The organism is Citrobacter sp. T1.2D-1, from assembly GCF_950098555.1.
Taxonomy (GTDB): Bacteria; Pseudomonadota; Gammaproteobacteria; order Enterobacterales; family Enterobacteriaceae; genus Citrobacter_A; species Citrobacter_A telavivensis.
On sequence record NZ_CATNHH010000001.1, the window covers coordinates 512,026 to 522,429 of the forward strand.

The following is a 10,404-nucleotide window of genomic DNA, read 5'->3' on the forward strand; positions in this document are numbered from 1 at the left end:
CAAACACGCCTGCCGGGAGTAGCAGGCGCATGTTGAAATGAGTAAATAAGGAAGACAGATCAGGAATGTAATTCGGGAAGGAGGTTCGCAAGATTCAGCATGTCGAAATATTACGGCTTTATCGCAACAGGCCAGTTGCCTGTCTTGCCCGCAGAATATCTACAGCCCGTAGATAAGGAGATTGTTCCTGCCAGCTAAATCCCTTCCTGTCGATACGGACCAGCTCGTATTTTTCCACCAGAAAATTCACGGCATCAGCCAGTGTGATACCGGCATCAATGTGTTCCTGAATCACAGTTTCATCACTGAATGGCGTGTCGTTCAGTGTCAGGCCATAGTGCTGTTCAAGCAGGCGTGTCAGTAAGATTTGCCAGACAGTCAGGGGCGACAGAGAAGGCTTCGTCGCCCGCGAAATTGTAGCAGGTTGAGGTTTCATGCTTGCTCTCGTGAAATTAGTTAGCGTTGAGTGGGATAAACTGCGATGTATACGTAGCCGCAACTGCCAAGGGTATCGGCTTCGCAGGTAAAACCGTTGTGGTATAGGATGACGCAGTGGGCCTGTCGGGGATTCACCTCCCCGGTGGTAAGCATCGATTCCATCTGGCTGATAAAGTGCGGGAATGTTTCATTCAGCTTCTGGCATTCGGCGTCACTGAACTTGCCGGTGATGCTGGCCCGGTCAGCTAAATAATGCAGCCGGTTTCCTTCCTGTACCAGACGGGCTCCCAGGCGTGGCGTGATATCCCGCTGCAGGCCCCATGTGATGTTGCTCATTTATAACCTCCTTTATTATCAGTTCAGGGTGATACTCATCAGACAGACATACGGTTCGTTGCGGTTCTGGCGGCGTTCGGCGTATACCGCCAGCACTCCTGTGATATCCGGAACTTCCCTGCCTGTGTAATGACAGACGCTACCGTGCCACTGGTATTTGCCGGTGCAGTATCGAAAGATTCGGGACTCAGGATGCTGGCGGTAAATCGTCATCGCCCGGCGTTTACTGATAATTTTCATGTCATACCTCACAGCAGACCGTGTTCCGCGAACGAATAGATTTGCCTGCCACCGACAATCAGATGGTCAGGGACACGGATATCCACCAGCTGAAGTACCTGCACCAGTCGCTGCGTGAGGGCTTTATCAGCCTGGCTGGGCGTCGTCTCACCGGAAGGATGGTTATGCGCCAGTATCACCGCTGCGGCATTGAAATACAGGGCACGCTTAACGACCTCCCGGGGATACACCTCGGTGCGGTTAATCGTGCCGCTAAAGAGCGTCTCATGGGCAATAAGCTGATTCTGGTTGTCCAGATACAGCACCCGGAACTCTTCCCGCTCAAGCGCGGCCATATGCAGTCGCAGCCATTCACGGACAGCATGTGTGGTGGTGAAGACCCCCCCGGGCTCATGCAGGTGTCGGTCCAGAGCCCTGAGAGCACGCTGAATGAGACGCCGGTCCTGTGGCGTCATCTCACCGGGTAAAAAGGACAGCTGTTTCATTCGTTGTTCCTCTGGTCAGTCAATGATGCGCAAAATGGCGTGGGCTTCAGGATGCTGCAGGGCATAGTCCCGCAGGCGGCGATAGTGCTCCGTCATGGCATCGCATTCGGTGCGACAGGCGTGATGGCTGTATTCAATCAGGCAGACAGCGATACCTGCGGCTTCTGCACTCATTTGGGCACCATTGCCGTTCATGCTGTTGAACATATGCCATTTATCGTCAGCGTCAGAGGCCATAAACGCGCCGCCATTGCTGAGGGTGTAAAAGGACCAGATACCGCCGCTGTAGGCCTCACAGAAGCGGTCCATCCATGCAAAAATACGTGGCTCCAGGGTTATCCACTGCGGAATGGTGCCAAAGTGCCGAGGCCAGAAATCGATACGCTGTTCGTCGGGTACCTGCGTGACGGTCAGTTCAAATTCGGATTGGTTAGCGAGTACGAGGTCGTGCTGTGTCTGCGTTGTCATGTAAATGTCTCCGTTAATAAAAAACGCCAGCGGCGAGGGCTGGCGTGTGGGGTAATAAAGGATGGTCAGGAAATGGCCGTCGGGAATGGGGTTTGTCAGTCGGTGAGTAACGTCCTGCGGATGCCATAGCGCCGGATATTTGGGTTGAGTCCTGCACCGGCATCGGGCTCAAAATTCCATGCACGCCAGACCATGCCGCCATCATCGTCGCGCACAACCAGACGAAAATGCGTGTTCTGGTCATCTTCGATGGTGACGTTGTGGTACAGACTGATAATGACTTTGGCCTGCTGCCGGGTAAAAGAACCAGGTGGTAGTAACGGGGATTCAGGCATGTTGAAGACCTTAAAAAGTAAAAAGCCCTGTTGCACATGTGCAACAGGGCTGGTCGAATGACTAATGTGAAAAGCCGTCAGGGTTGATCGAGACAATCCTGCCAGGTGATATCTTTTAGCGCATCGTGCAAGCCACGGGCACTGAACGGTTTCGATTCCCCTGACTGAAAGGCGGTGAAAGCCAGTGTGTCTTTTGCTCCTGTGTGCTTCAGTGCTTCAAAAGCCACCTGAGCCGGAACAGTCTCGCCCGGGAGCAGAGTTTCATTCTCAAGCGAGTATTTTTCATCGTTTATCAGAAGGTACACCTCGCTCATTCCTTCATCAGAGGTGGCGCGGTAATCCTCCTTCGGGAGCTGCCAGGCCACAACCATCTTTTTATTGCTGCAACTGATGGTCAGCTTCTCTCCGGCCTGATTGTCGCTGCTGAGTGCAAACTCCATACCGCCCGTATTACCGTACCATTCGCCCCACTGTTGTTCAGTTACCGTTGCATGAGTGATGGCCGGGGTCAGCAGAGACAGCAGGACAGGCAAACAGTGTTTAATTTTCATACTGTTATCCTTTTTAGTTCATTAGCGCTGGTTCAGTTTTTCTTTATATGTGTCTATCTGTGCCTTTAGCTGTGCCAGCGCAGCTGGAGCAATATCGGCGTCAACACGGATAAAATCCTCGCTGAACACGCTGAACTTCACCGGGAGCTTAAATTTGCTCGCACCTGGCCCGCTCAGAATGGCTGTTCCTGTTTGAGTGTTATCACTGATCGGCTGTGCATTCTCAATCATCAGGCACGACACATCTTCATTAATGGAATCCCATACTTTTTGACCAATGGCCCTGCAGGCGGCTGAGTGATATTGAGTAAGGTTCAGATGTGCCTTTTTCGCTTTATCGAAGTCGCTCTCTTTTTGTGGATGAGCTTTGTAATAATCGCGCTTTTTCTGTAACTGCTCTTCCCGGCGCTTCTGCGCCTGCTGCTGATTGAGCTTATCAATTTCATCCGTATCCGGACGTGCGGTAATGACACCCTCACTGAGGGTTATGCGGACCGGGTAGATGTTGCCGTTACTCAGGTTAGCAACCGCCAGATAACGGCCTTCAGATAATGTTCTGGTGATATCGACTGAAACACAAGACTCCCGCGAATTGAGGTTCTCAAGCATATCGTTTACCGCCAGACAGCCTGATGCTTTGACCGTACTCTCCGGTGATGCAGCAAAGCTGGAGCCAGCAACCATTGCCAGCAGAGGTAATAATTTAATCAGTTTCATTTTTTTCCTTACTGAAATCAGATGAATAGTTTTTGTGAATACATAAATGCCCCGGATAATACCCACCGGTACATCAGTGGGCAGTGTTAGGGCGAGGAGTCGGCTGGATACCCCGGTTTTTGACAACTCTGGCGATAACAGCATCGGACTCCTCTTTGCTGCCCGGTGGATAAAAAGTTGCGCTATTCCGGCCTGTTATCAACCGGAACAAACGCAAGCAGTGACTGCTGAATAAATCGAAAATGGGGTAAGGCCTGAATGAACACCGGGTCTTCAGCCAGACGGCATAAATTGTCGTTACGTCTGAAAGACTCCTGCAGGGGCTGAACCAGATGAATTTCATCCAGCGTGAACACGGCAATATGTCCGTTATGCTCGGCAATCAGATACCAGGTCTGCTGGTGGATGAGTAACCGGCACGGAGCCAATCGCTCGCAGCGCTGCCCGTCAGCAAGCAGTGTGACTTTTCTGCGGTCAGTAATTGCCTGAACCAGTCGCCAGAATGACAGAGGTTCTGACGGTGAGGATGCCGGACTGGCAGGTGGTATAACGCATGGAGCTTCATCACACATCAACAACGCATTCACCAGTCGGCGGTCAAGGCCCGGAAAAAGCCCGGCCAGCCCGCTGCGGTGGGCAAAGATAAGCACATCAGGCACCATCTGCATCTCACTGCCAGCGGTGCGCAGGCGGCAATAGCCGGACTGATACTCAAGGTCGAGGTACATAAGACGTTCACGAAAATCCCGTCGCAGCGTGCGTACCGATACGCCAAACTCTGCCGCCAGCTTACGCACACTCAACGTTTCCCCGGCAACCAGGCGGCTGATTATCAGCGACAGCCTGACCGCCAGTCGGTCATGGCGACGTTCTGCCTGTGTCATGAGAAGTTCTCCGGGAAAGTTAACTGACTGAAAATGATGTGATTACTTTAAAGAGGGGCGCGGTCAGGGTATGGACACCGCAGTAACTATTTTTCATTTCTGCAAAAGCCAGATGTGACGGGAGTTTCAGGCCATCCCCGGGGAGTGAGGACCGCTAGTACGTCGCAATGCGGACAGGTAATGTCCGACATTAACAATATGGCAACATGAAACGTCTACTGCAGTTGCGTGAGCAGTGTTTCTGCCATCACCCAAAGCGCACGGTTAAGCTTCACATCCCCATCAATGCCACGCACAGCACGGGTATGCGTCCGTCCACCTTTAGCATTACGGCCACTGATTCCTCCCTTAATCAGGTTTTCCTGCACACGCTGATAAGTGGTCCACAGGTCATTGCTTTCATCCTGCCAGCGGCGCGGGGAGAGTATCTGCGATTCAGTAACAGGCAGGTGGTCTTCACCAAAGCGATACGTCAGTGCGGCTTTTGCCAGTGCCTGCTGAGCAGGTGGTGATAGTATCAGCGACTGCATGGCATCCCGCTTCTCCTCCACACGGTCGAAAATCCCCAGCACCTCATAGGCCCCTTCAATCACCTGACTCACCACATCCCCCTTGTGTGGCACCCTTACCTCGCCAAACGACTCACCGCAGACAAGTCCATTTTGACACACAGCCCTGAACAGGCCCGGCAACATCTGGTACGAGCTGGTGCCATCATGGGAGTTGAGCAGAATAATTTCCGGTACCTGCTTACCGGTAATCTGCCCCTCCCGACGCAGGCGCAGCATATGCTTTGTATGTTCACGACGACCGGGGTCACGCACGCGGGTCTGACAGGCAAAGAACGGCTGGAAGCCCTCCTGCTGCAGGCTGTCCAGCAAAGAGATGGTGGGTATATATGTGTATCTTTCACTACGGGATTCGTGTTTGTCCTGGCTGAATACGCTGGGTACCACGCGAAACAGCTCTTCACGGGTTAACGGACGGTCACGACGAATAAGATTTGCAGCGCCAAAGCGCGAAGCCAGACGGGTCATAAGCAGACTCCTCATAACGGAAAACAAATAAAAGAAAGCCCTGTCGCATGAAGGCGACAGGGCTCGGGAAACAACAGGCGGGATTAAATACTCAGAAGAAAAAATTCCAGACGGTACGGGCAACCGATACCACTGTATCGCGTACCGCCCTGATAACTGCCCGCACCGGGGCCGGGATCAGCGGCAGGGCACTCACCGCATCCAGTGCCGCGCCGACCGTTTCACCAAAATCGTCACGCGCTTTTTTCTGGACTGTTGGTGTACGAAAGGGATGTTGCAGTTGCGCGACCATCGGGCTGCTGGCCTCTCGCGGCAGACACTTAATCATCCGCTCAGTCATCATCCGCAATCCCCACTTAGCCCGAACTGAAATGGCGCACACAGGATGTACAGGCCGGAACAGTTCATGCAGCAGGCAGATTTTGCGGCTGATATTCTGCTTTTGCTCCGTGGACAGTTGACCACTACCGCTGGTGGGTTCAGTCTTATCTGACTGGCTGATAACAAACAGCACCTTATGCCGGTAAGTCTCATCAATTACCTGATGATAAAAGTGTTCATCCACCGCCAGAGCACGGTCATCAGCCTTAATCAGCCATAGAACAAGGTCGAGTCGGGGTAGTTGTTCACGGTACAGCGCAGCATACTCGGCATCGCGGGCATTGCTTTCTCCCACGCCGGGCAGATCAACGATTGTCATCAGACGTTCACCGACCTGCAGACGAAAGCGCAGTGCCTCACGCGTACAGGCGACCACATCACTGACCAGCGATATCTCCCCAGCAAAGAGTGCATTGCAAAGACTGGATTTACCGGCTCCTGTTTTACCCATAATCCCTATAACCGGCTCGTAATTTGTCAGGTTATTTATGTGTTGTAAAATACGTTCCGATACCCAATCAGGCAGAGCTGACAGTGTTTGTTGAATTGCTTGAACATTATCTGAGTTATGCATGAAAGCATCTCCGGAGAAATAAAATAATTAGGCAGAACCTCGTGGCTCTGCCTTAACTGATTAGTCTTCAGGGAGATGATATATATCTATAATATTTTTAATTACTCCTTTCCATCGGATGTCATTTTTTTCCATGCTTCATCAATAAAGGATTTAAGTAATACATTTGACTCAATGCCAGTGGCTTTATGCAAAGACATTAATTTCTTTTTAGATTGCGCTGTCAGTTTAATACCTGAACTGTCTTTGGATTTTTTATCCCGATGGCGTTTTTGTATCCAGGAATTGCGTGCTCGCACGAGAAACTCCTGCTTGCTCATCTCCCTTCCTGGCGTAAAATCACCATCCTTAACATTCATAATAACAGCCTGTTCTGCACTCCAGCCATTCCAACAATCAAAGGTTGCAACAGCAAAGTCCTTCATTTGCCTGCTGGTGGCTGGCTGTACATCACAACCGACATAGCCCTTATACATATAATTCCATAACCAGTAGACATTTTCTTCTTCATCCAGATCAATCCATGAAAATGGTAAAGGGAATTCATTAAAGGTATTTACCCACGAATGATAGAGCTCATTAATGATACTAATTTTTTCATTTACATCGCAGCTGAAGCTATCAATTTCCTTCATCAGTGACAGCACATAACTTTCTTTTGAATCATATACAGGGGTAAGTCTTTCGAAATTCATACCGTTTGCGCTGTGGGATACAGTGATCACCTCATGTGTGTCCAACGCGCTAACATCATTCACGTTTGTCCTGTCATTGAGTTTAACGTTCTTTTCACCTGACGTTTTGATCTGATGTTTCTTTAATGCTTCAAAGTCTACATCGCTTGAATACTGCCCCAATATTTCCTCAGTGAGGAATGAAGGTATTGCATTAGATGCTGCAGTGTTATTATTTGTTAAGTTAAGTTTTCTCTGTTCTAAACTAGGTTTGCTAAAAATCCAGAACCATGCAAAACAGGCAATGCGCCTGTTTGATTTCATCCAGTCAAAATGTTTTTCAGACACAATATGCATTGTGGCATACAGTTTCATCTCTCTTATAGTTTTTCTTTTCTGAGATGAATTATCAAAAAGCTGATCTAATTTCGAATGAATCAATTGTGCGTACTGCGCCGGTGAACAGAAGGAATTGACGGTTTTCATATCAACAGACACACCGAGATGCTCACTCAGATACCTCACATACTGATGATACTTCCTGCAACGCTCATACTCCATCAACGTCATTATGTTCCCCTGTCACGTCACTAGAAGGCTTAAAACTATCAAGAACCACTACATCAATCATACGATAAAATGTCAATTTATTACTAATAAATAACAGCTAAAATCGTAATGTTTTGGTAATTAAAAATGATCAGTATTTGTTCATAACTGGTGGTTTCATAGGGTTAACGATGCTTCAAAATCGAAATTTCTGCATTGCCAATAGTGAAGCTTACTAACTAAAGAAAATTTTTTATACAAGACAGAGCCTTCATCTGAGATCAAAGGTGACATTGTCATTAAGCAGGAGGGTTTTAGCGTAGAAGCACGAGCCATTAAGCAGGCGGTGCAAGAGTAGTTAATGCCTTACTTAACGGTCAGAAAACTGATAAGGGGGGACAATCTGTGGAGATAATCGAATTAAGGTTTTTTAATATTATCTATAGAAGTGTTAACGTAGTCTCTCTTACCCTGCTTACTCCATTCCAGATATATCCCGCTTGAATGAAACTCATCTCTGAAGAAACTAGCTTCTGACAATAAACATGATGCCCCTGTCTATTGAACACTACAGAGGATAAATCATGACAACTACCTACAATGCAAACCCTAACTACGAAATGCACCCGTTAATTATCAGTGATATTAATGAGCATCTTGATGCGATGTTTAATCGTTACTCACGTCTTTTGGCTGTAAGAATTGATTTCGGCTGGAGAAAGAACAGTGTGCGATATCAAAAACAGAGTATCGATGTAATGGCAAAAGACATGCATAACCTGATTAATGGGATTAAAGCCAACAAATCAATAACAGGCTATTACTGGGTTATCGAATGTTCATCTGATAAAGGGTTACATGTCCATACTGTATTTTATCTAAACGGACAAAAACACAATAATTCTTACATGTTGGTTCGGATGATTGGAGATGAGTGGGCAGTATGTACCGATAATGAGGGATACTTCCATCATTGCAGAAATAAAAAAGAGTTTGTTGCCAGCGTTGAGCGTGTTGTCGATCATCGCAACCCGGAAGATATAAACAACCTGAGATACATTATTAGTTATCTGGCGAAAACCAGTCAAAAAGACATAGGTGTGTATGTGGACAGAAACAACATATCTGCAAGAAGTAATCGAGGCAGACCGCGTCAGTTCTGATTTTTTACAGGACAAACCCTTGATGTGGAGGAGCCGGTAGTAAAATCGTTTGCTACCGCTCCGGTTAATATACCTTACTGGAACACATCAATATGATTACTAAACCTACTTTACTGGAAGATCAGTTTATTGACATGAAATTCATTACCCATCTTACTGGCCTGAGCGACAAATGGTTTTACAAGCTGATACAGGATGGTTTATTCCCGAAGCCAATTAAGTTGGGCAGAGCTTCCCGATGGTTAAAAAGCGATGTAGAAGAGTGGTTGTATTATCGCATTTGTGAATCCCGATCATGAATCAAATTCAGCCTTATAATTCTTATTCTATTCAAAGCTGTTCTTCATTCAGTACTGATATCCTCAGCGGGATACGTCAATATCAATCCTTCGAAGGATACTAAAAATCAACCATTACCTCTGGCTGGGCACTACCTAACCGCTCAGAAGCATGACCCGTATAAGCAGAACTGATACGGATTACATTTAACGATTACGCTGCTGAATAGGACTAAAGAACATATCCCACAAATGCTCTGCCATACCTTCGTTAGTCAATAACGAATCCCTTAAGTTGCTGTAACCCAATCCCATCAAGGTGCGGAATCCAAGTGTTTGCCCATTATCCGCAACACTAAGACTTTCATTGCAACTATTGTGAGTCACACCGCTTTGACTGTAGCAGATATCCCCGAATCCCATATTACGACTGCCACACCAGATTCCGCACTGACCAACCTTGCTACCGTTGATATACACGGCACAAGTGAAAGCTTCTGCATCAGGCCGATGGAAATCGATCTCTACCCCGGCATGGCGTTTTTTGAGTTCAGCCAGCGATCCTTCAAAATAACGGGCGACATATTCAAAACCGTCACGACAGGCACGATCCTTATCAAGGTCGGTAAAACGTTTTGGCAGTGAAAGATTGCTGGAGCGAGGAATAAAAACGGTATCCGTTGCCTGAAACATTGGGTTTACTGGCGCAGGAGAAGAAACATAAGCACTCTGCTGTGGTTTCTTCGCTTCCAAATTGGCAATCGCGCGGGAAACGGCATCAACAACCTGAACATAGCCTTCATCATAGCTGGTAAATCTGGTGATGGGTTTACCGTCAGTAGTCGCAGCCATAATGCTGCCGAACGGTAGCTGATGCCAGGCACACTCTCATAGGATCACCGGAATGACCACCGCTTCGCCACGCTTATGTCGCTCCAGGGCGTTGGTCATTTCTACCTGATAGCAATAATCAGAAGCGATGAAATCACTGCTAATTAACAGCAGGATGAGATCTGCCTGCGAAAAGTAGTGGTCTATTTGGTTCTCGAACTCTTGTCCTGGAACGATGCGGCGATCGTGCCATGTCGTGATTTTGCCCATGCGCTTCAGAGGTGAAAGATGCTTCTCAAGCTCATTGCGCAGTGCTTCGTTTGCATGAGAATAGGAAAAAACGAGAGTGGTCATAGCGCGTAAGAAGCTCCTGTAGGGAAATGAAAAATACCGTCATTTTGCACCGATAAGTGTAAAAGAGTAATCCCCCCTTGCCACAAAGTATTGATACGGAAATCAGTCC

16 protein-coding genes are annotated in these 10,404 nt (G+C 48.0%); 2 read left to right on the forward strand and 14 right to left on the reverse strand.

Annotated features, from left to right (window positions below; genetic code table 11):
- Positions 1-118: 118 nt before the first annotated feature.
- The 12 genes from QQZ17_RS02370 to QQZ17_RS02425 all read right to left on the reverse strand — a co-directional run bounded on the left by QQZ17_RS02370 (position 119) and on the right by QQZ17_RS02425 (position 7,690).
- A complete protein-coding gene (locus tag QQZ17_RS02370) occupies positions 119-436 on the reverse strand; it encodes a TA system toxin CbtA family protein (protein WP_152401879.1) in 318 nt (105 codons plus the stop codon).
- A gap of 20 nt (positions 437-456) precedes the next feature.
- Positions 457-774 (reverse strand): type IV toxin-antitoxin system YeeU family antitoxin, encoded by a 318-nt coding sequence (locus QQZ17_RS02375; protein WP_152401877.1) that lies wholly within the window; start codon positions 772-774, stop codon positions 457-459.
- A gap of 18 nt (positions 775-792) precedes the next feature.
- On the reverse strand, positions 793-1,014 hold the full coding sequence (locus QQZ17_RS02380; protein ID WP_152401875.1) for a DUF987 domain-containing protein: 222 nt from the start codon (positions 1,012-1,014) through the stop codon (positions 793-795).
- Between the two features lie 8 nt (positions 1,015-1,022).
- Positions 1,023-1,499, reverse strand: coding sequence for a JAB domain-containing protein (locus QQZ17_RS02385; protein ID WP_152401873.1), 477 nt, complete (start codon positions 1,497-1,499; stop codon positions 1,023-1,025).
- 15 nt (positions 1,500-1,514) lie between these two features.
- The gene (locus QQZ17_RS02390) at positions 1,515-1,967 is read right to left on the reverse strand and encodes an antirestriction protein (protein ID WP_152401871.1); all 453 of its coding nucleotides are present in this window, start codon (positions 1,965-1,967) and stop codon (positions 1,515-1,517) included.
- Positions 1,968-2,062: 95 nt separating this feature from the next.
- The gene (locus QQZ17_RS02395) at positions 2,063-2,302 is read right to left on the reverse strand and encodes a DUF905 domain-containing protein (protein ID WP_152401869.1); all 240 of its coding nucleotides are present in this window, start codon (positions 2,300-2,302) and stop codon (positions 2,063-2,065) included.
- A 77-nt stretch (positions 2,303-2,379) separates the two neighbouring features.
- A complete protein-coding gene (locus QQZ17_RS02400; RefSeq protein ID WP_152401867.1) occupies positions 2,380-2,853 on the reverse strand; it encodes a hypothetical protein in 474 nt (157 codons plus the stop codon).
- A 21-nt stretch (positions 2,854-2,874) separates the two neighbouring features.
- A complete protein-coding gene (locus QQZ17_RS02405) occupies positions 2,875-3,714 on the reverse strand; it encodes a hypothetical protein (RefSeq protein ID WP_152401865.1) in 840 nt (279 codons plus the stop codon).
- Positions 3,715-3,752: 38 nt separating this feature from the next.
- The gene (locus tag QQZ17_RS02410) at positions 3,753-4,454 is read right to left on the reverse strand and encodes a DeoR family transcriptional regulator (RefSeq protein WP_152401863.1); all 702 of its coding nucleotides are present in this window, start codon (positions 4,452-4,454) and stop codon (positions 3,753-3,755) included.
- Between the two features lie 215 nt (positions 4,455-4,669).
- Positions 4,670-5,491 (reverse strand): DUF932 domain-containing protein, encoded by an 822-nt coding sequence (locus QQZ17_RS02415; protein WP_152401862.1) that lies wholly within the window; start codon positions 5,489-5,491, stop codon positions 4,670-4,672.
- Positions 5,492-5,582: 91 nt separating this feature from the next.
- A complete protein-coding gene (locus tag QQZ17_RS02420) occupies positions 5,583-6,446 on the reverse strand; it encodes a GTPase family protein (protein ID WP_152401860.1) in 864 nt (287 codons plus the stop codon).
- 101 nt (positions 6,447-6,547) lie between these two features.
- Positions 6,548-7,690: a hypothetical protein gene (locus QQZ17_RS02425; protein WP_152401858.1), complete on the reverse strand. Its 1,143-nt coding sequence runs from the start codon at positions 7,688-7,690 to the stop codon at positions 6,548-6,550.
- Positions 7,691-8,253: 563 nt separating this feature from the next.
- Between QQZ17_RS02425 and QQZ17_RS02430 the strand changes: the two genes are divergently transcribed.
- Together QQZ17_RS02430 and QQZ17_RS02435 are read left to right on the forward strand one after the other, a co-directional pair.
- Positions 8,254-8,832, forward strand: a complete 579-nt coding sequence (locus tag QQZ17_RS02430) for a YagK/YfjJ domain-containing protein (protein ID WP_152401856.1) — start codon at positions 8,254-8,256, stop codon at positions 8,830-8,832.
- 92 nt (positions 8,833-8,924) lie between these two features.
- Positions 8,925-9,131: a helix-turn-helix transcriptional regulator gene (locus tag QQZ17_RS02435; protein WP_152401854.1), complete on the forward strand. Its 207-nt coding sequence runs from the start codon at positions 8,925-8,927 to the stop codon at positions 9,129-9,131.
- Positions 9,132-9,317: 186 nt separating this feature from the next.
- Here QQZ17_RS02435 and QQZ17_RS02440 read toward each other — a convergent pair whose 3' ends face one another.
- A complete protein-coding gene (locus QQZ17_RS02440) occupies positions 9,318-9,962 on the reverse strand; it encodes a hypothetical protein (protein WP_235922363.1) in 645 nt (214 codons plus the stop codon).
- A gap of 36 nt (positions 9,963-9,998) precedes the next feature.
- Positions 9,999-10,295, reverse strand: a complete 297-nt coding sequence (locus tag QQZ17_RS02445) for a toll/interleukin-1 receptor domain-containing protein (protein ID WP_235922364.1) — start codon at positions 10,293-10,295, stop codon at positions 9,999-10,001.
- Between the last annotated feature and the right edge of the window lie 109 nt (positions 10,296-10,404).